Genomic DNA, 17,774 nt, shown 5'->3' with positions numbered 1-17,774 from the left:
TTCTCGCGCCACCGGGCCTTCGCCCGTGTGGAGAGCACCGCATGACCGTCCTCCGGCAAATCGCCGCCGAATGCAGGGCCGACCGGGTCTTGGCCCTGGTGATCCTGGGCCTCGGCGCGTGGTCGGCGATCGCCCTTGCGATCCTGGCCCTCACCATCCTCGACGGGCTGCCCGCATCGTGAGCCGCGGGTTTCGTCTCGGCCCCTGGGCGCGCTTCGCCGGTTCCGCGCCGCGCCTCCCGGCCGCCTCCGGGCGCGAGGATGCGCCGGATCGCGGTGGCGGGCTCCGGCCGGTCGGCGGGCGCTGCCCCGCCTGCGGCCTGCCCTATCGCGGCTTCTCGGGGCCCGATACCGGCGTGATCCGGGTCGATCGCGCCCGGTGGCGCGCTGTCTGCCCCAAAGCCCTTCGCTCAGGGACCGCCGGTCTTGCGGCGCCCGGCGCCTGCCGTGCGCTTCAAGGCGCTTGGCGGCCGGAGACGCGGCCGGCGGGGTCGCCGAAGCCGGGAGCGGGCCGATCCTGATACGATCCTTATGAGATCGCATCCCTCTTCCTCTCGAACCCTAACGCGGTTCCCGTCCATTTTCGCGGCCGGCCCGGATCGGCCGCGGGGCGCCCGCGGCCGCCGGCCGAACGGACACCGACCCAACCATGCTCGACATCGTCTTCCTGCTCGGCGGCCTCGCCTTCTTCGGGCTCGCCGCCGGCTACGCCGCGCTCTGCGAGCGCCTCTGAGGCACGCCGCCATGACCCTCGACCTCGCGCTGGGCGCCCTCGTGACCGCCGGGCTCCTCGTCTACCTCACCTACGCCCTCGTCCGCCCAGAACGCTTCTGAGCGGGTCCGAGCGGCCCCTGACGGACCTCTCCCATGACACTCAACGGCTGGTTCCAGATCGCGCTCTACGGCGCGGTCGTGCTGGCGCTCGTGAAGCCGCTCGGGGCCTACATGACCCGGGTCTTCAACGGCGAGCGCACCATCCTCTCGCCCGTGCTCGCGCCCGTCGAGCGCGGGCTCTACCGCGCCGCCGGCATCGATGCGCGCCAGGAACAGACCTGGCTCGGCTACGCGGGCGCGATGGTCGTCTTCAACGTGGCCGGCTTCGTCCTGCTCTACGCCATCCTGCGCCTGCAGACGGTGCTGCCGCTCAACCCGGCGGACCAGGGCGCGGTGGCGCCGGACCTCGCCTTCAACACGGCGACGAGCTTCGTCACCAACACCAACTGGCAGTCCTACGGCGGCGAGACCACGCTCTCCTACCTGTCGCAGATGCTGGGGCTGACGCACCAGAACTTCGTCTCGGCGGCCTCGGGCATCGCGGTGGCGGTGGCGGTGATCCGCGGCTTCGCCCGGGCCTCGACGAAGACGCTGGGCTCGTTCTGGGTCGATATGACCCGCGCCACGCTCTACCTGCTGCTGCCGCTGTGTCTCCTGATCGCGCTGTTCCTGGTCTCGCAGGGCATGCCGCAGACGCTCGCCCCCTCGGTGGAGGCCACCACCCTGGAGGGCGCGCGGCAGACCATCGCGGTCGGGCCCGTGGCGAGCCAGGTCGCGATCAAGATGCTCGGCACCAACGGCGGCGGCTTTTTCAACGCCAACGCCGCCCACCCCTTCGAGAACCCCACCGCCCTGTCGAACTTCCTGCAGATGGTGGCGATCTTCATGATCGGCGCGGCGCTGACCAACGTCTTCGGACGGATGGTCGGCGACGAGCGTCAGGGCTGGGCCATCCTCGCCGCCATGGGGCTGCTCTTCCTCGCGGGTGTCGCCGTCACCTACTGGGCCGAAGCCAACGCCCATGGCGTTCTCGGCGGTCTCGGCCTGACCGGCGGCAACATGGAGGGCAAGGAGGTCCGCTTCGGTCTCTCCGCCTCCGCCCTGTTCGCGGTGATCACCACCGCCGCGTCCTGCGGCGCGGTCAACGCCATGCACGACTCGTTCACGGCTTTGGGCGGCCTGATCCCGCTCCTCAACATGCAGCTCGGCGAGGTCATCATCGGCGGCGTCGGCGCCGGCCTCTACGGCATGCTCGTCTTCGTCGTCGTGGCGATCTTCGTGGCCGGCCTGATGGTCGGGCGCACCCCGGAATATCTCGGCAAGAAGATCGAGGCGCGCGAGGTGAAGATGGCCATGCTCGGCATCCTCTGCCTGCCCCTGATGATGCTGGGTCTCACGGCGCTGGCCACGGTGGTCCCGGCGGGGCTGGCCGGCCCGGCCAATGCCGGCCCGCACGGCTTCACCGAGATCCTCTACGCCTACACCTCGGCGGCGGCCAACAACGGCTCGGCGCTCAGTGGGCTCACGGCCAACACCCTGTTCTACAACACGACGCTGGCCATCGGCATGCTGGTCGGGCGCTTCTTCGTGAAGATCCCGGTGCTCGCCATCGCCGGCTCGCTCGCGGCCAAGAAGCGGGTCCCGGCCTCCGCCGGCACCTTCCCGACCCATGGCGGCCTCTTCGTCGGCCTGCTGGTCGGCGTGGTGCTGATCATCGGCGGCCTGACCTTCTTCCCGTCGCTGGCGCTCGGCCCCCTCGTCGAGCACTTCGCCGGCGCGGCCGGGCAGACCTTTCCGGCGGGGGGCTGAGCGTGCCGCGCGCCCTCTCCTCCCGGCGCGTGCCGCGTCCCCACCCGGCGTTGCGCCGCCCGCCCCGGCACCGGGCGCATGGCGGCAGGCTCCGGCCGACCCGCTCGTCCGACCTCGTGCTGGCGCTCCTCGGCGTGGCCCTGCTCGGCGCGCTCGCCCTGCTGGCGGCCTTCGCTCTGGCCGCCGGGACGACCCCCTGACCTCTCCAGGGTCCGGCCGCAGGCGCCGGACCGCCGCCCCCTTCCGGACGCACCCCTCCCATGTCCCGTCAGACCCAATCCCTGTTCAGCGCCGCCCTGATCGGGCCCGCGCTCCTCGGCTCGCTCACGAAGCTCGATCCGCGCGCCATGATCCGCAACCCGGTCATGTTCGTGGTCGAGGTCGTGGCGGCGCTGACCACCGTGCTGTTCCTGCGCGACCTCGCCGCGGGCGGGAGCGACCTGTTCTTCTCCGGCCAGATCATCCTCTGGCTCTGGTTCACCCTGCTGTTCGCCAACTTCGCCGAGGCCCTGGCCGAGGGGCGCGGCAAGGCCCAGGCCGAGAGCCTGCGCCGGACCCGCACCGAGATGACGGCCAAGCGCCTCACCGGCGGCGGACCCGGCTACGAGACCGTGCCGGGCACGTCGCTCAAGCTCGGCGACGTGGTGCTGGTCGAGGCCGGCGACCTCATCCCCTCCGACGGCGAGGTGATCGAGGGCGTCGCCTCGGTCAACGAGGCCGCCATCACCGGCGAGTCGGCGCCGGTCATCCGCGAATCCGGCGGCGACCGCTCGGCGGTGACCGGCGGCACGCAGGTGCTCTCCGACGCGATCAAGGTCCGCATCACCGCGGCTGCGGGCTCGACCTTCGTCGACCGCATGATCGGCCTCGTCGAGGGCGCGGAGCGCCAGAAGACGCCCAACGAGATCGCGCTCAACATCCTGCTCGCGGGGCTGACCCTCGTGTTCGTCTTCGCGGTGGCCTCGATCCCGAGCTTCGCCAGCTACGCGGGCGGGTCGATTCCCGTCATCGTGCTGGTGGCGCTGTTCGTCACGCTGATTCCCACCACCATCGGCGCGCTGCTCTCGGCCATCGGCATCGCCGGCATGGACCGGCTCGTGCGCTTCAACGTGCTCGCCCTGTCCGGCCGCGCCGTGGAGGCGGCGGGCGATGTCGACACCCTGCTCCTCGACAAGACCGGCACCATCACTCTCGGTAACCGGCAGGCGACCGCGTTCCGGCCCGTCCGCGGCATCTCCGAGCAGGATCTCGCCGACGCGGCGCAGCTCGCCTCGCTCGCCGACGAGACGCCGGAGGGCCGCTCCATCGTCGTGCTCGCCAAGGAGCAGTACGGCATCCGCGCCCGCGATATGGCCGGGCTGAACGCCACCTTCGTGCCCTTCACCGCGCAGTCGCGCATGTCGGGCGTGGACCTCGAGGGCTCCGCGATCCGCAAGGGCGCGGTCGAGGCCGTGATCGCCGCGGTCTCCGGCCAGCCGATGGCGACCCGCGGCTCGAACGCGGCGCTGGCCTTCCACCTGGCGGCCGAGACCGAGACCGAGGCCGTGGCCGAGGTGCGGGCGATCGCCGACGACATCGCCAGGGCCGGCGGGACGCCGCTCGCGGTGTCGCGGGACGGCCGGCTGCTGGGCGTCGTCTTCCTCAAGGACATCGTGAAGGGCGGCATCCGCGAGCGCTTCGCGGAACTGCGCCGGATGGGCATCCGCACGGTGATGATCACCGGCGACAACCCCGTCACCGCCGCCGCCATCGCGGCGGAGGCCGGCGTCGACGACTTCCTCGCCCAGGCCACCCCGGAGGACAAGCTGGCGCTGATCCGCCGGGAGCAGGCCGAGGGCAAGCTGGTGGCGATGTGCGGCGACGGCACCAACGACGCGCCCGCGCTCGCCCAGGCCGATGTCGGCGTGGCCATGAACACCGGCACGGTGGCGGCGCGCGAGGCCGGCAACATGGTCGATCTCGATTCCGACCCGACCAAGCTCATCGAGATCGTTGGCATCGGCAAGCAGCTGCTGATGACCCGCGGGGCGCTCACCACCTTCTCCATCGCCAACGACGTGGCGAAGTACTTCGCGGTTCTTCCGGCGATGTTCCTGGGGCTCTACCCCCAGCTTCAGGCGCTCAACGTCATGGGCCTCGCCTCGCCGCAGAGCGCGATCCTCTCGGCCATCATCTTCAACGCGCTCGTCATCGTGGCGCTGATCCCGCTGGCTTTGCGCGGCGTGACCTACCGCGCGGTCGGGGCGGCGGCGCTGCTGCGGCGCAACCTCCTCGTCTACGGCCTCGGCGGCGTGCTGGTGCCCTTCATCGGCATCAAGGCCATCGACATGGCCGTCTCCGCCCTCCACCTCGCGTAAAGAGAGACCGACCATGTCGAACCCGCTTCGCCCCGCCCTCGTCCTCCTCGTCGCCCTGACGGCGGTCACGGGGCTCGCCTACCCGCTCGCCGTCACCGGCCTCGCCGGGGCGATCTTCCCGGCCGAGGCCGCCGGCAGCCTGATCGAGCGCGACGGCCGGATCGTCGGCTCCGCCCTGATCGGGCAATCCTTCACCGGCGCCGGCTTCTTCCACGGCCGGCCCTCGGCCACCACCGCCCCGGACCCGGCCGACGCGGCCAGGACCGTGCCGGCGCCCTACAACGCGGCCAATTCCATGGGCTCCAACCTCGGACCGACGAGCGCGGCGCTCGCCGAGCGCGTGCGGGGCGACCTCGCCCGGCTGAGGGAAGAGAATCCGGGCCGGCCGGTGCCGGTCGATCTCGTCACGGCGAGCGGCTCGGGGCTCGACCCCGACATCTCGCCCGAGGCGGCCCTGTTCCAGGTGCCGCGGGTCGCGCGGGCCCGCGACCTGCCCGAGGACACCCTGCGCGGTCTCGTCGCCGCCCAGGTCCGGGGCCGGACCCTCGGCCTTCTCGGCGAGCCGCGCGTCAACGTGCTGGCGCTGAACCTCGCCCTGGACGACCTTGCCCGCCGCTGAAATCCGCCGTTGAGGAAGGCGCATGACCGGAACCGGCCGCGATCCGAACCGTCCCTCGCCCGACGCCCTGCTCGAAGCGGCGCGCCGGGAGGCCCGGACGCGCGGCCGGCTCAAGGTCTTCCTCGGGGCCGCCCCCGGCGTCGGCAAGACCTACGAGATGCTCACCGTCGGGCGCGCCCGGCGCAAGTCCGGCGCCGACGTCGTGGTCGGCGTGGTCGAGACCCACGGCCGGGCCGAGACCGAGGCGCTGCTCGCTGGCTTCGAGACGATTCCGCGCCGCGCGGTGCCCTATCACGGCACGGTGTTGGAGGAGATGGACCTCGACGCGCTGCTGGCCCGGCGGCCCGAACTCGCCCTCGTCGACGAGCTCGCCCACACCAACGCGCCGGGCTCGCGCCACCCGAAGCGCTACCAGGATGTCGAGGAACTGCTCGACGCCGGCATCGACGTGCTCACCACCCTGAACATCCAGCACGTCGAGAGCCTCAACGACGTGGTGGCCTCGATCACCCGGATCCGGGTGCGCGAGACCGTGCCGGACGGCGTCCTCGACCGGGCCGACGACATCGAGGTGGTCGATCTCAACCCCGACGACCTGATCGAGCGGCTGAAGGCGGGCAAGGTCTACGTTCCGTCAAATGCCGAGCGGGCGCTGAGGCACTATTTTTCCCGCGGCAACCTCACGGCGCTCCGCGAGCTGGCCTTGCGGCGCACGGCCGACCGGGTCGACGACGAGCTCCTGAGCCACATGCGGGCCAACGCGATCCCCGGCCCCTGGGCGGCGGGCGAGCGCGTGCTGGTCTGCGTCAGCGAGGACCCGCGCTCGAGCGGCCTCGTGCGCTACGCCAAGCGGCTGGCCGACCGTCTCCACGCGCCCTGGACGGCGCTCTCGATCGAGGGGCCGCGGGCCGCCTCCCTGAGCGAGACGCAGCGCGACCGGATCGCCGAGGCCCTGCGCCTCGCCGACCGGCTCGGGGGCGACGCCGTCACCCTGCCCGGCGGGCGGCGCGTCGCCGACGACATCCTCGCCTATGCGCGCTCGGCCAACGTGAACCACATCGTCGTCGGCAAGGCGACGCGCTCCTGGATGTTCGAGCTGATCAACGGCTCGGTGGTGCACGATCTCGTGCGCCGCAGCGGCGACATCAGCGTGCACGTGGTTCCCGGCGCGGCCGTGCCGGACGAGCCGGCCGCCCGCCGCCCGGTGGCGACCCTGGCGCCGCCCGCGGGGTCCGACCTGCGCTCCTACGCCCTCGCGCTGATCGCAACGGCCGCCGGGCTCGGCCTCGCGCTCCTGCTCCAGCCCTATACGGGGGTCGAGAACGCCGACCTCATCCTGCTGACGGCCGTGGTGGCCGTGGCGGTGCGCCTCGGCCTGGGACCCTCGCTGGCGGCGGTGGTGACAGCCTCGCTCGCCTACAACTTCTTCTTCCTGCCGCCGGTCTACACGCTCACCATCGCCGATCCGACCAATGTCGCCGCCTTCCTCCTGTTCACCGTGGTGGCGGTCATCGTCTCGAACCTCGCCGCGCGGGTGCGCCGGTCGGCCCTCGTCAGCCAGGGCCGGGCGCGGGCGACCGAGCGGCTCTACGGCTTCTCCCGCAAGCTCTCCGGCTGCGGCACCCTCGACGACGTGCTCTGGGCCACCTCCGCGCAGGTCGCGGCCATGCTGAAGGTCCGGGTCGTGCTGCTGCTGCCGGAGGACGGGACCGTCACCGTGCGGGCCGGCTACCCGCCCGAGGACCGGCTGGACGAGGCCGACCGCGCCGCCGCGCAATGGGCCTTCGACAACGACCGCCCGGCCGGGCGCGGCGCCGACACGCTGCCCGGCGCCCGCCGCCTGTTCCTGCCGATGCGCACCGGCCGCGGCACCCTCGGCGTGATCGGCCTCGACGCCGACGGCACCGGGCCGATCCTGACGCCGGAGGGGCGGCGCCTGCTCGACGCGCTCGCCGATATGGGCGCCCTCGCCATCGAGCGCGTGCGGCTGGTGGAGGATCTCGACCGGGCCGAGCGCGCCGCCGAGACCGACCGGCTCGCCCGCGCGCTCCTGACCTCGATCAGCCACGACCTGAGGACGCCGCTCGCCTCCGTGCTCGGGGCGGCCAGCACCCTGCGCGACCTCGACGCGGCGCTCCCGCCCGAGGCCAAGGCGGACCTGCTGGCGACCATCATCGAGGAATCGGAGCGGCTGAACCGCTTCATCGTCAACCTCCTCGACATGACCCGCCTGGAGGCCGGCGCCGTGGCGCCCAACCTCGCGCACCAGGACGTGGCCGAGACCGTCGACACCGCCCTGCGCCGGTTGGACAAGGTGCTCGCCGGCCACCGGGTCGCGGTGGACGTTCCCCCCGACCTGCCGACCCTGCGGCTGGACCCGGTCCTGTTCGAGCAGGTGCTCGTCAACCTCCTCGACAATGCCGCCAAATATGCCCCCGAGGGCACGGGGGTGACCGTGCGCGCGCGGCGGGACGGCGGCTCCGTCCGCATCGAGGTGCTCGATGAGGGCTCCGGGCTGCCCGAGGCGGAGGCCGAGCGCGTGTTCGACAAGTTCTACCGGGTGCGCAAGAGCGATCGGGTCCGCGCCGGCACGGGCCTCGGCCTTGCCATCGCCCGCGGCTTCGTCGAGGCGATGGGCGGGCGCGTCGTCGCCGCCAACCGCCGCGACCGCCCGGGAGCCTGCTTCACCGTCACCCTTCCGGTTCCGGCCGGGACTGCGCAGGATGCTGCCAAGAACGACGCCGCGAACGGCATCGCCGCATGAATCCGATTCCGTGAGCCCGACCCCGAGTCCGATCCTATGAGCGCGACCATCCTGGTCATCGACGACGAGCCGCCGATCCGCAAGCTCCTGCGGATGGGGCTGTCCACGCAGGGCTACGCCATCCTGGAGGCGGGCAATGCCGCCGCCGCCCTGGCGGTGCTGGGGCGGGACAGGGTCGATCTGGTCATCCTCGATCTCGGCCTGCCCGACATGCGCGGCCACGACCTGCTGCGCGCGATCCGGGCGCGCCATCCCGGCCTGCCCGTGGTGGTGCTGTCGAGCCGGGACGACGAGGGCGGCAAGGTCGAGGCGCTCGATCTCGGGGCGGACGACTACGTCACCAAGCCCTTCGGCATGGCGGAGCTCCTCGCCCGCCTGCGGGCGGCCCTGCGGCACCAGCTCGCCGTCCAGGGCGAGCGCCCGGTCTTCCGGGTCGAAGGCCTCTCGGTCGATCTCGTCCGGCGCATCGTGCGGGTCGACGGCGCCGAGGTGAAGCTCACCCCGCGCGAGTACGATTTCCTGCGGGTCATGGTGATGCATGCCGGCAAGGTGCTGACCCACGCCCAGCTGATGCAGGCGGTCTCGGTCTCGTCGGACCCGCAATATCTGCGCGTCTACATGCGCCAGCTGCGGCAGAAGCTGGAGGCCGATCCCGAGCGCCCGCGCATCCTCCTCACCGAGACCGGCGTCGGCTACCGCCTGCGGGCGCCCGACGACGAGCCGGCCCTCCGGCCGCCCGCGGCGGAGGATGCCGGGAACGGTGACGCGCGCTCGGCCGAGCGCCCGGTCGAGCGCGCTGCGACCCCGGCCGCGCCGGGGACGGATCCGTGACGTCGTCCCCCGTCGGCCCGGTGCCGGACGAGGCGATGAGCGTCGACGGCCTCCTCGCGCCGGGGCAGGTGATCCACGGCCTGCGGGTTTCGGGCAAGGCCGCTCTTCTCGATGACCTGGCCGGGCGCGCGGCGCGGATGCTCGCTCTCGACGCCGGCGCCATCCGCGCGGCCCTCGTCCGGCGCGAGGGGCTCGGCTCGACCGGAATCGGTGGGGGCGTGGCGCTGCCGCACGCGCGCCTGGACGCCGTCCGGCAGCCCTACGGCCTGCTGGCGCGCCTGCGCGATCCCCTCGACTTCGATGCCATCGACGAGCGGCCGGTCGATCTCGTGTTCCTGCTGCTGCTGCCCGCGGGGAGCGGCGGCGAGACCCTGAACGCCCTGGCCCGCGTCGCGCGCCGGCTGCGGGACCCGGAGACCGCGGCGGCCCTGCGCGGCGCGCGCGACGCGGCCGGCCTCCTCGCGCTGGTGAGCGGCCGGACCCTCGACAGGGCGTGAGACGACCGGTTGGCGGCAAGGGCTTGCCGGATTGCCCCCGACGCCGGGGCTGTCGTCGTTTCGATGCACGAAGCGCGTAAGGGTGGCTGCCATCATCCTCGCCGCTGCGACTGCAGGATTGCTCCGGACGGCCGCGGCATCGCGGCGGGCATGAGGCGCCGTTTCGACGGGGAGACCGAACCCGCGACCGCGCTTTACGCCGACCGGAGAGATCCGACGATGTTCAACATGTTCAAGTCACAGGCCTCCCTCGACCTCACGCCCCGGAACTGCATGGCCGCCGCCCTGATCTACTGCATGGCCTCCGACGGCGAGATCGATCCCGAGGAGATCGGCCACCTGATCTCGGTCCTGGGACGCAACGCGACGCGGCAGCAGCTCGATACGGTCCTGCGATACACCCGCGCCACTCAGCCGGCGCAGTTCCTCGCCGATGCGGCGCCCAGGCTGCGGCCGGAGCAGCGGCTCTGCATCGTTCTGAACATGATCGACAGCGCGATGTCGGACGGCGAGGCCGAGCCCGGCGAAGAGCGGTTGATCCTGCAGTTCGCCCAGGCCTTCGCGCTGTCGGAGAGCGAGCTGACGCCGCATTTCCGCACGCTCGTGGCCAAGAACGACCGGGCCGTGCTGGACCGCTGACCGAATCAAGCGAAATCCCGGCGACCGGGCGCAGGCCGAGCAAGATCGAGCCCAACTCGCCGAACCCGGCCGGCACAGGCGGGCCGGGAGCACGGACGCTGAGCCGCGACCGCTGCCCGCCGCGACGGGATCGCCGATGCTCAGGCCGGGGCCCTCTCGGCGGCCGGCCTGATTCGATCGGGTCGGGCGCAGCTCTAGAGCGCATTCCGACGAAGTGGTCACCGGTTCGTCGAGAGAAGGCGCGCCAAAACAATGAGCGAGAGACGCCGGCCTGATGCAATCAGGTCCGATACGGCTCTAGTGCAGCCTCGTTGTCTCTTCCCTGCGGCACCTTGCGGCTCTCGTCGAGCGATACTGCCCGTCCTCGGCCTGCAGGCCATACCTCTATGCGGACCAATCCTGCTGGGGCGGATTGAGGATCAGTCCATTCGGGTCGGAGCCGTACGCCGCGAACGAATCCATACGATCGCTATATCCGAAAAAATATAGAACAGAGCGGGACATGCGCCTTGGCCGGAGCCGTTCCGAGCCGGGCTCTTACGCCGCCGGATCGGCCGATTGTGTCAGGCGGGCGAGGAACGGTGCGGCCGCCTTCTCGGCGGCGTGCTCGATCGCCCGGTAATGCGCAACGACGTCCGTCCCGAAGGCCGAGAGCCGGGCACCGCCGCCCGCCTTGCCGCCGATCTGTGCCTCGATCACCGGACGCCCGAAGCCCTTGTTCATGTCCTCGACGAGGAGCCAGGCGCGGCGGTAGGACATGCCCAGCGCCCGGCCCGCTGCGGAGATCGAGCCGTGCTCGGCGATCGCTTCGAGAAGCTGGACCTTGCCCGGTCCGATCCGCCAATCCGGTCCGAGATCGATGCGGATGCTCAAACGGGCCATCACGCTCCTTGCGCTGTTCGAAGCGTTCTCAAGAGTGCTTCACAAGATGCCCGGTCACGGACCGCGCCTCATCGGAGTGCGCCGACCAGCGGGCGCTTTGTGAGAGACACTAAGCGCCCGCACGGACGAAGACGAGGCCGGCGTTTCAGGAGTCGATCTCGGGAGACGCCCTCGCGGGCGCAAGCGGGGCTGAGACGATCTCCGTCGACTTCCGGACCGTCATGGTGTGAGGCGACCGGCACGCCGGTGAGGCCCCCCGAGCAGGTCAGGAGGGTGCCGGCCCCGATTCAGCGAAGGGCGAAGCGTCGAGGAGGTGCATCAAGGCCGCGGCAGTGGGTGCGGCTGGCGGTGTCGAGCGGCACGCACTTGCCGATGGTCTTGCGTAGGCACGGCTCCAACCGTGCAAGGGCCTCCCCGATCGCCGGCATTGCCGGTGGTCAAGCTCGCGGCGCCGATCGGTGTCGGCCCGCGGGCTTCTCAGCGCATCCCGCCCATCGGGAAAAGCCGGTCGGCCCTGGTCGTAGCTATGATTTTTCGTATATAGCGCTTGCGGGGACGGAACGCTGCCCCAGCGCGCCTGGGCGCCACCATCGCGGAGACACGCGCATGTTCACCTGCATGGGCCATGCGGTTGCCGGCATCGAACCTCGACTGGCCCCTTCATCATCGAAGCCCGGCGATCGCGCCGCATTCGGCCGCATGGTCGGCGCCTGCCGCGAGGCAAGAGCCGTCTGGCTGCCGAGGGGCCGCCTGATCCCCTCCCCTCGTTCGACACAGGATCTGTCCCGTATGGCCCTCACCCGCACCCGCTTCCTGGCCGGCCTCGTCGCCATCACTATGGCGGGGACGCTGCCCGCACCGGCCGCTGAGGCGCCGACGGTCTTTGCCGCCGCGAGCCTGAAGAACGCCCTCGACGACATCGCCGGAAGCTACGCCAAGGAGGGCAAGCCGACCCCAAAAGTCTCGTATGCGGCCTCGAACACGCTGGCCAAGCAGATCGAGCAGGGCGCCACCGCCGACCTGTTCTTCTCGGCCGATCTCGACTGGATGGACTATCTCGCCAAGAAGGATCTCATCCAGCCCGATACACGGGTGAGCCTTCTGGCCAACAGCATCGTGCTGATCGCGCCGAAGGACGCCAAGGCCGAGGTGAAGATGGGGCCGGGGCTCGATCTCACGGCGGCGCTGGGCTCCGGCAAGCTCGCCATGGGCAATGTCGAGGCGGTGCCGGCCGGCAAGTACGGCAAGGCGGCGCTGGAGAAGCTCGGCGGCTGGTCGGGCGTGAAGGACAGGATCGCGCAGGCCGAGAGCGTGCGGGCCGCCCTGCTTCTCGTCTCGCGCGGCGAGGCGCCGCTCGGCATCGTCTACGCCACCGACGCGGCGGCGGACGCGAACGTGAAGATCGTCGCCACCTTCCCTGCCGATAGCCACCCGGCGATCGTCTATCCGGTCGCGATCACCAAGGATTCGCGCAACCCCGACGCGTCCGCCCTCCTGACCTACCTGCGCGGCCCCGCCGCCAAGGCCGCTTTCGAGAAGCAGGGCTTCACCGTGCTGAACCGTTCGGCCACCGCCGCGCAGTGATGGGGCGGCTCATGTATCCGGTCCGCTCGATGCTGTCGGATGTGGGGTTCGATCAAGCGGTGCGTTGGCTGGCCAACCCGCCGTTGCGACGGCCGCGCCGGGTATCGTGGCCCATCTGACGGGTACTCAGTGCAGCGGGAGCCCGTCGCGCGTCTGTCCGCGAGGCCCTGATCGTTTGAATCTCCTACAAGGTCAGCAAGTTAGAGGAGATTTGGCGGAAGGAGTTCCGCCGCGTTGATATCTGGTAGCGTCCAAGTCAGTCCATTATGCAAGCCATAGCAGAGATTTAGCGAACACTCATCGTCCGAGGCGATCCAGCTGGATCGGTCTACATCCGAGCCTATATGCGGTAAGGAATGTGGGGTAGCCGAGTTCCGGCGGAGGATTTGTGAAGGGTAAGGGCAAGCATCCGGAAAAGGTGCTCACCGCAGTGCAGGTGCGCCAGCTCAAACAGCCCGGCCGCTATGCCGATGGGAACGGTCTCTACCTCGTCGTCGACCCTTCCGGTGCGAAACGATGGCTCCTGCGCCTCGTTGTGCAAGGTCGCCGCCGCGATATCGGCTTGGGTGGGGCTGCCCTCGTGACGCTGGCCGAAGCACGCGAACGGGCACTGGCCTATCGCAAGACCGCACGAGAGGGCGGCGACCCGCTGGCCGAGCGCCGCAAAGCCCAGGACGTTGTGCCGACCTTCGCCGAGGCCGTCGAGCGCGTCCACGGCGAGCACAAAGCTTCGTGGGCGAACGCAAAGCACGCTCAGCAGTGGCGCAACACCCTTCAACAATATGCCTGCCCTCAACTCGGCACCCATCGCGTCGATCAGATCGACACCCCCGCCGTGTTGCGCGTGCTCGCGCCGATTTGGCTGACCAAGCCCGAGACGGCTCGACGTGTCCGTCAGCGCATCGGCACCGTGCTCGATTGGGCGAAGGCCGCCGGCTACCGCAGCAGCGAAAATCCGATTGAAGGAGTTGCCAAAGGTCTGCCGAAGCAAGGCGACCGCGACGAGCACCATGCCGCGCTGCCCTACGCGCAAGTGCCAGGTTTCATCGCGCAGCTGCGAGCAGCCGAGGCAAGCGAAGGCAGCCGGCTGGCCTTCGAATTCTTGATCCTGACGGCGGCGCGCACAGGCGAAGTGCTTGGCGCGCGCTGGGACGAGATCAGTCTGACGGATCGCTTGTGGACCGTGCCGGCTGCGCGAATGAAGGCCAAGCGCGAGCACCGAGTGCCGCTGAGTGAGCGAAGCTTGACGATTCTGAAGCGTGCGCGCGAGCTTGCCGCAGACAGCAGCTTCGTGTTCCCTGGCCGCTCGGGCGGGACTACGCAGCGTCTTCGTCCTCGTCCTCGTAGTCCAGGTCGTTGTCGTTGTCCTCGTGAGACGAGAGATTGGTCCCGACATCGCGGCCGTAGACGTATTCCCAAACATGGAGGCCGTCGGCGTCAGTGCCGCGGTAGACGATGTCCAAGCGACGGCGCTGGCCGCGACGGCACGAACCGTCGCGGTACCGCTCCAACTCCTCCTTTGATGGCATATTGACGAGGAGGCACTTCTTCGTGATGGCCTCGACCGTCAGGCGCTCGCCCAATGCCTTGGATGGCTCATGCGCCGCAGCATCGCTCTTGTCCAACGCCCGTGCCACCTTGGCGGCCGCCGGCTCGCGCTTGTCCGGCTTCAACGCCTGCCTTTCGCTGTCGCCGAAGCCGCCGGACTTGGCTTCATCCCGCGCCTGGCGCTTCTTCGCCTTCACCTTCTCGTAGACGCCCTCAATGCCCTCCATCGTCTCGATCCGCTTGGGGATTTGCGGCACGGCGATACTCTTGTTCACAAAGTAGCCCGTCACATAGCCGTACACGCGGATCCGGTTTTCAGTGGCTTCCGTGCCCTCGAACGAGCGGGCGACCACGGCGAAGGGCACGAGCTTCGTGAAATTCTCCTCGGTAGCGGCCTGGACACTCTTGTTGCCCTGGAGGCACGGCGCCTCACGCAACTCCTCGAATAGCGGGAAACGCTCGCAGACCTCGCGGGCGATGCCGACGCACATCGCGATGCCCTGATGTTTGTGGCCGTGGGCCCCACGCTCCCCCTTGTGGATGGCACCGGCGATCGCGTCAGTAAAGGCCACAGGACTGCGAAGCATCAGTCCTCTGGTACACCGCCAAGATGCCGCGAAAGCAGTATCAGCTGTGGCAGCGTGAGCGGGGCTCGCTGCAGCAGTACAAGGGCCAGATCAACGGAGTGAACGCGGTTCGCCTTTATGCGGCGCTGCGGCCGCTGCTCTTACCCCACTTGACCCTCGCCGGAGGCGCTGGCCGATCGATCCGTCGACGCACGCTTCGCGCCGCGGCGCGCTGGTAGGAGTGTGAAGCATGTCAGCCCGTCGATGGTGTGGCCTGACGCCTTCGCTGATCTCGGAGCGTTTACCCGCATCAGCTCGGTCATCATTAGGCCGGGTCAGCGCCCGCGCCCGCACCAGGACGGCACCGTCGAGTGCCGCCTCGTGCAGATCGGCCTCCGCGAGACCCACTGTTGCGGCCGCTTCGTCCCACCGCCGCTGCCGACACCGCGGGCGTTGCTCAAGCCGCTGACGGCGCCGTCCCGGTGGCACAGCTCGCGCGATCTCTGCGAGCTCAGCCGCGTAGCGCGGCCCGCTGTCCGAACCGCCTGGCAGCGCCACGCGCGGCCAGCCGATCCGGTCGACGAGGGCCGCCTCGATGCCGTCGCGGGTCCCGATCGCGGCGGCGTGCTGGTCGAGGAGTGCCTGAAACTCGGCAAACAGCCGTGGCATCGGATCGGCATCGACCACAATGTCCATTAGGCCGGCGCGACGCTGATCGGCGCCCTCGGACTGCACGGCGATGATGGGCAGGCTACTCAGCAGCGCGAGCAGGCGCCGCCGCGTCGGCGAACCTCGAATCTGGGGAGCATCATCATTGGGGCGCACCCCATCGCAGCGGCTCACCTCAATACTCCCCAGCGAGCATGATGGTGAGCACGCGGAAGGTGACACTGGTGTCGGCGGGATCGGGCGAGGCGAAGCGCCCCGAGCGGTCGTAGCAGTCGATCTTGAACATCACCCGCTCACCCGCTGCTTCCAGCGCGCCGAAGTCGCGCTCGTCGTGGGGATCGTTGTCGGGCCCGAACTGGTCGAAGGCGGCGATGGCGTCGAGGATGCCCTGCTGGCGCTCGCGGCCGAGCGCGACAATGCCAGCGGTGAGTACCAGCGTGCCGCCGCTGAGCGAGCGGCGCCGGATGTCGTTGAGCGCAGTAACGCGCCCCACATCGAGGATGTCGGTCATAGAAATCTTTCGAGAGGAGAGTTGAGGGGGGGTGTTTGGCGACCGGGGCGGCGCTGCCGCTGAGCGACCCAGGCCATCGGGCGGCCTGGGCGTGGTTCTCGCGATCTGGACTACGCCTCGCCGGGCGGCAGCAGGGCGAGCTCGGTGGTCGTGCGCAGAATGGTCGGCTGGGTGGGGTAGTCGCGCCAGCGCAGCGAGAAGACCCGGCCGTTGATGCCGATCACCTCAGCCTCCCGCCAGCCCTCGTCCGGACCCTCATGGGCGAGCACGACGCTGCCGAGGCCAATTTCGGCAGAGTCACGCGGTGTGGGCTGACCGATGAAGGTGCGATGATCGGAACGGGGTGCGTTCGATGCCGCCGCAGGAAGCAAGCCAGCTTCTGAGCTGGAGGCCGCGGTACCAGCAGTACCGGACACGCTGACCTTTGCATCGGCAGCGCCGCCCTTCCTTTCGGCGCCGACTGCCGTGGAGGTGGTTGTACTGATTAGACTGTCCTTGCCGGTTTTGCGGTCGCTCCCACTCGCCGGCAGGGCCACGGTCTCCGCCGCGCTCATTTCCTGCGCCCTGAGCGATGTCGCCTCCGACCCCTTGTCAGCGATTGCTCGCAGCTCGGCTGCGTTCGGGGACGACAATGATGCGGACGGGGTGGAAGGTCGCGGGGAGGCTCCTTGCCGCGAGGGCGGCGGTGCGGACGGAGCGCAGCCGAGAGGCTTCGGGGTCTTGGAGGGGCGTTCGGGGAGGACGTAGCGGGATGGCCGTGCCTATCGAAAATAATTCCATCTGCGCCTGGCTCAAACACTACATAGCAGTCTTCAAGTCGGTTCAGATTTAATTCAATTTTCGGTATAGTATTTCTGCTTGGTAGGAGACCAAATAGGTCATCAAAATTCTGATTTCCAAACGCAGGCACGATTGTATGACAAGCATCTCTAGCTGGCTGAATGCATGTTTTGATGTTTTCCATTTTGGAAGTCTCATAAAAAACGGCTGGCGTGTGTTTAACATATCACGGGCATGCTGTCAGAGCCAAGCAGTAATTTTTTATGATGTCTCCTTTACAGTCCGTCGTGCAGTCGGCGCCCCCGCGCTGGCGCTGAAAGAGCCGGCTTTTCCGGAACGTCGGGTTGACGGCATCTTAAAACGTGGGAAAAACCGGGTTGGGCTGATTGAGAGGGCATGGACGCTCTCGTACCTAACGAACTGTCGGCCGTTTTGAGGCCTCTTCTGCCGCCTGAGTTTGAGAAGCTGACGGGTGGTCGGCCGCAAGCTTCGGATCGAACTGCGTTGGAAGGCTTCATCCTGGGGCTACGCGCCCGACCATGCGGTTCGTGGCCCTCAAGTCCGAGGCGCATCTCGACGTATAGACCCTGCGCCGGGTCCGCAACCAACTCGTCGGCGAGCGCACGGCGTTGACGAACCAGATCCGCGCCATCCGGCTGAAACGCGGCCACGTCATCCCCCAGGGGTGCGCCAAACTCGCTGCCTGCCTCACGGAGTCGCTCGATACGGATGTGGGTGCGTCACTCACGCCACGCATGCGCACTCTCGTGGCGGACGTGCGCGAGCAATGGCAGTTCCTTGACCAAAGCGTCGTCGCACTTGATGCCGAGTTCGTCGAGCAGGCTCGTACGGACGGGGATGCGTGCTAGGGTCAGAACCGAACCAAGGTGTTGCGCGGGCTTTGGTTTTGTGATTCGGGGCGGTCGTTTGCAGCCTGGGGGCGGC

General features: G+C 69.5%; 16 protein-coding genes and 3 pseudogenes. 14 read left to right on the top strand and 5 right to left on the bottom strand.

The genetic code is table 11. The annotated features are described in order from the left end of the window. Nucleotides 1–41: 41 nt before the first annotated feature. From MPPM_RS28585 to MPPM_RS19720, 10 genes are all read left to right on the top strand, one after another. Nucleotides 42–182 (top strand): hypothetical protein, encoded by a 141-nt coding sequence (locus MPPM_RS28585; RefSeq protein ID WP_173807930.1) that lies wholly within the window; start codon nucleotides 42–44, stop codon nucleotides 180–182. Nucleotides 183–743: 561 nt separating this feature from the next. After that, on the top strand, nucleotides 744–833 hold the full coding sequence (locus MPPM_RS28115) for a K(+)-transporting ATPase subunit F (RefSeq protein ID WP_017484418.1): 90 nt from the start codon (nucleotides 744–746) through the stop codon (nucleotides 831–833). Between the two features lie 33 nt (nucleotides 834–866). Further along, nucleotides 867–2,582 carry a potassium-transporting ATPase subunit KdpA gene (kdpA, locus tag MPPM_RS19755; RefSeq protein WP_096486513.1) on the top strand — a complete coding sequence of 572 codons (1,716 nt, stop codon included), beginning with the start codon at nucleotides 867–869 and terminating at the stop codon, nucleotides 2,580–2,582. Nucleotides 2,583–2,584: 2 nt separating this feature from the next. Then, complete coding sequence (locus MPPM_RS19750; RefSeq protein ID WP_096486512.1) at nucleotides 2,585–2,782, top strand: hypothetical protein; 198 nt, start codon at nucleotides 2,585–2,587, stop codon at nucleotides 2,780–2,782. Between the two features lie 60 nt (nucleotides 2,783–2,842). Further along, entirely contained in the window at nucleotides 2,843–4,939 is a 2,097-nt protein-coding gene (kdpB, locus tag MPPM_RS19745) for a potassium-transporting ATPase subunit KdpB (RefSeq protein WP_096486511.1), read from the top strand. Between the two features lie 13 nt (nucleotides 4,940–4,952). Further along, the gene (locus tag MPPM_RS19740; RefSeq protein WP_096486510.1) at nucleotides 4,953–5,558 is read left to right on the top strand and encodes a K(+)-transporting ATPase subunit C; all 606 of its coding nucleotides are present in this window, start codon (nucleotides 4,953–4,955) and stop codon (nucleotides 5,556–5,558) included. A 22-nt stretch (nucleotides 5,559–5,580) separates the two neighbouring features. Continuing rightward, nucleotides 5,581–8,322, top strand: a complete 2,742-nt coding sequence (locus tag MPPM_RS19735; RefSeq protein WP_096486509.1) for a DUF4118 domain-containing protein — start codon at nucleotides 5,581–5,583, stop codon at nucleotides 8,320–8,322. Between the two features lie 36 nt (nucleotides 8,323–8,358). Continuing rightward, on the top strand, nucleotides 8,359–9,153 hold the full coding sequence (locus MPPM_RS19730) for a response regulator (protein ID WP_244573361.1): 795 nt from the start codon (nucleotides 8,359–8,361) through the stop codon (nucleotides 9,151–9,153). Continuing rightward, complete coding sequence (locus MPPM_RS19725) at nucleotides 9,150–9,650, top strand: PTS sugar transporter subunit IIA (protein WP_096486508.1); 501 nt, start codon at nucleotides 9,150–9,152, stop codon at nucleotides 9,648–9,650. Before MPPM_RS19730 ends, MPPM_RS19725 begins: the two co-directional genes overlap by 4 nt. Before the next feature lie 219 nt (nucleotides 9,651–9,869). Further along, the gene (locus MPPM_RS19720; protein WP_096486507.1) at nucleotides 9,870–10,289 is read left to right on the top strand and encodes a tellurite resistance TerB family protein; all 420 of its coding nucleotides are present in this window, start codon (nucleotides 9,870–9,872) and stop codon (nucleotides 10,287–10,289) included. Nucleotides 10,290–10,826: 537 nt separating this feature from the next. On the opposite strand, the gene MPPM_RS19715 is transcribed toward MPPM_RS19720, so the two are convergent. Beyond that, on the bottom strand, nucleotides 10,827–11,171 hold the full coding sequence (locus MPPM_RS19715; RefSeq protein ID WP_096486506.1) for a winged helix-turn-helix domain-containing protein: 345 nt from the start codon (nucleotides 11,169–11,171) through the stop codon (nucleotides 10,827–10,829). 789 nt (nucleotides 11,172–11,960) lie between these two features. On the opposite strand from MPPM_RS19715, the gene modA reads away from it, so the two are divergent. Continuing rightward, the gene (modA, locus tag MPPM_RS19710) at nucleotides 11,961–12,755 is read left to right on the top strand and encodes a molybdate ABC transporter substrate-binding protein (RefSeq protein ID WP_096486505.1); all 795 of its coding nucleotides are present in this window, start codon (nucleotides 11,961–11,963) and stop codon (nucleotides 12,753–12,755) included. 388 nt (nucleotides 12,756–13,143) lie between these two features. After that, nucleotides 13,144–14,013, top strand: a pseudogene (locus tag MPPM_RS19705) (tyrosine-type recombinase/integrase); the annotation flags it as partial. A 58-nt stretch (nucleotides 14,014–14,071) separates the two neighbouring features. Here the strand turns inward: MPPM_RS19705 and MPPM_RS28110 are convergent. The 4 genes from MPPM_RS28110 to MPPM_RS28580 all read right to left on the bottom strand — a co-directional run bounded on the left by MPPM_RS28110 (nucleotide 14,072) and on the right by MPPM_RS28580 (nucleotide 16,603). After that, nucleotides 14,072–14,890, bottom strand: coding sequence for a hypothetical protein (locus tag MPPM_RS28110; protein WP_157914219.1), 819 nt, complete (start codon nucleotides 14,888–14,890; stop codon nucleotides 14,072–14,074). Between the two features lie 90 nt (nucleotides 14,891–14,980). Continuing rightward, nucleotides 14,981–15,712 carry a hypothetical protein gene (locus tag MPPM_RS29020; RefSeq protein ID WP_244573360.1) on the bottom strand — a complete coding sequence of 244 codons (732 nt, stop codon included), beginning with the start codon at nucleotides 15,710–15,712 and terminating at the stop codon, nucleotides 14,981–14,983. A 1-nt stretch (nucleotide 15,713) separates the two neighbouring features. Continuing rightward, nucleotides 15,714–16,049: a DUF3768 domain-containing protein gene (locus MPPM_RS19695; RefSeq protein WP_096486504.1), complete on the bottom strand. Its 336-nt coding sequence runs from the start codon at nucleotides 16,047–16,049 to the stop codon at nucleotides 15,714–15,716. A gap of 110 nt (nucleotides 16,050–16,159) precedes the next feature. Then, nucleotides 16,160–16,603: a hypothetical protein gene (locus MPPM_RS28580; protein WP_173807929.1), complete on the bottom strand. Its 444-nt coding sequence runs from the start codon at nucleotides 16,601–16,603 to the stop codon at nucleotides 16,160–16,162. A 622-nt stretch (nucleotides 16,604–17,225) separates the two neighbouring features. On the opposite strand from MPPM_RS28580, the pseudogene MPPM_RS28410 reads away from it, so the two are divergent. Both MPPM_RS28410 and MPPM_RS19680 read left to right on the top strand, forming a co-directional pair. Further along, nucleotides 17,226–17,360 (top strand): annotated as a pseudogene (locus tag MPPM_RS28410) (IS5/IS1182 family transposase); the annotation flags it as partial. Next, nucleotides 17,354–17,692 (top strand): annotated as a pseudogene (locus MPPM_RS19680) (hypothetical protein); the annotation flags it as partial. The pseudogenes MPPM_RS28410 and MPPM_RS19680, both read left to right, overlap by 7 nt. Nucleotides 17,693–17,774: the final 82 nt, after the last annotated feature.

Origin of the sequence: Methylorubrum populi (genome assembly GCF_002355515.1) — a bacterium.
GTDB classification, from domain to species: Bacteria; Pseudomonadota; Alphaproteobacteria; order Rhizobiales; family Beijerinckiaceae; genus Methylobacterium; species Methylobacterium populi_A.
Note: the sequence above shows the minus strand (reverse complement) of the source record. Positions and strands in the feature narration are given on the sequence as shown.

Excerpts from the sequence above, each read along its gene's own strand:
- MPPM_RS28580 (WP_173807929.1), bottom strand. The coding sequence starts at position 16,603 with ATGAGCGCGGCGGAGACCGTGGCCCTGCCGGCGAGTGGGAGCGACCGC.
- MPPM_RS19730 (WP_244573361.1), top strand. The coding sequence starts at position 8,359 with ATGAGCGCGACCATCCTGGTCATCGACGACGAGCCGCCGATCCGCAAG.
- kdpB (WP_096486511.1), top strand. The coding sequence starts at position 2,843 with ATGTCCCGTCAGACCCAATCCCTGTTCAGCGCCGCCCTGATCGGGCCC.
- modA (WP_096486505.1), top strand. The coding sequence starts at position 11,961 with ATGGCCCTCACCCGCACCCGCTTCCTGGCCGGCCTCGTCGCCATCACT.
- MPPM_RS28115 (WP_017484418.1), top strand. The coding sequence starts at position 744 with ATGACCCTCGACCTCGCGCTGGGCGCCCTCGTGACCGCCGGGCTCCTC.
- MPPM_RS28585 (WP_173807930.1), top strand. The coding sequence starts at position 42 with ATGACCGTCCTCCGGCAAATCGCCGCCGAATGCAGGGCCGACCGGGTC.
- MPPM_RS19720 (WP_096486507.1), top strand. The coding sequence starts at position 9,870 with ATGTTCAACATGTTCAAGTCACAGGCCTCCCTCGACCTCACGCCCCGG.
- MPPM_RS19740 (WP_096486510.1), top strand. The coding sequence starts at position 4,953 with ATGTCGAACCCGCTTCGCCCCGCCCTCGTCCTCCTCGTCGCCCTGACG.
- MPPM_RS19735 (WP_096486509.1), top strand. The coding sequence starts at position 5,581 with ATGACCGGAACCGGCCGCGATCCGAACCGTCCCTCGCCCGACGCCCTG.
- MPPM_RS19715 (WP_096486506.1), bottom strand. The coding sequence starts at position 11,171 with ATGGCCCGTTTGAGCATCCGCATCGATCTCGGACCGGATTGGCGGATC.
- kdpA (WP_096486513.1), top strand. The coding sequence starts at position 867 with ATGACACTCAACGGCTGGTTCCAGATCGCGCTCTACGGCGCGGTCGTG.
- MPPM_RS19695 (WP_096486504.1), bottom strand. The coding sequence starts at position 16,049 with ATGACCGACATCCTCGATGTGGGGCGCGTTACTGCGCTCAACGACATC.
- MPPM_RS28110 (WP_157914219.1), bottom strand. The coding sequence starts at position 14,890 with ATGCTTCGCAGTCCTGTGGCCTTTACTGACGCGATCGCCGGTGCCATC.